Genomic DNA, 761 nt, shown 5'->3' with positions numbered 1-761 from the left:
GCCCGTCGTGCAGCGACGAGCGCCCGGCCTCCCAGCTGGCGAGCAGGTGCCCGCCCGCGACGTCGTCGAGGGCGAGGCCGGCCGCGGCCCCGAGGAGGACCTCGTCGACCCGCCCGGGGTGCTGGCGGACGAAGCCGCCGGCGAGGTCGTGGGCGGCGACCTGCTCGTGCACCGCGTCGGCCTCGACGTGCTCGTCGAAGAACCACGTCGCGTCACGGTCGAAGCCGAGGCGCCGCATCCCCGCGCCGTAGCGACGGTTGGGCAGCGACGAGGTCATCTCGAAGGCGGCGAGGTGGCCCACGACGGCCCCGACGAGCCGGCGGTTGAGCCCGAAGAGCCCCATGGCCGTCGAGCCGACGAGCGTCGTCGCCGGCACGTCGTCGACGTAGCGGCCGTAGGTGTCGTCCAGCCCGAGGTGCCGCATGGTCCGCGCGAACAGCGCGGCGTGCATGCGCTCGGGACGCCCGCCCCCGTACTCGTCGGCCTGGATCTCGACCAGCGCGGCCTTGACGGTGCCCGCCAGCCGGGGGATCGCCCAGGTGTGGGGGTCCGCCTCCTTGAGGTGGTACACGGACCGGTGGACCACCAGCTCGCGGAACTGGTCCACGTCCGCGCGGCGGGCCATGTGGGTGGCCAGGCCCCCCGGCCCGCCGTCGTCGGCGGTCATCGCGAACAGCGTCGCCGGCACGTCCTGCGGCGCGACGCCCGCCGGGACGTCGGCGACCTCGCGCAGCGCGCGCTCGAGCTCCCCCTCCAGCGCC

General features: G+C 76.0%; 1 protein-coding gene. It reads right to left on the bottom strand.

The window, feature by feature from the left end; genetic code table 11:
- Positions 1-761 (bottom strand): iron-containing redox enzyme family protein (locus WDZ17_RS17370; protein ID WP_339576432.1); only part of this gene is annotated, 761 nt, incomplete at both ends.

The sequence above is a fragment of the Pseudokineococcus basanitobsidens genome (assembly GCF_037482545.1).
Classification (GTDB): domain Bacteria; phylum Actinomycetota; class Actinomycetes; order Actinomycetales; family Quadrisphaeraceae; genus Pseudokineococcus; species Pseudokineococcus basanitobsidens.
This window is presented reverse-complemented; position numbering and strand designations above follow the sequence as displayed.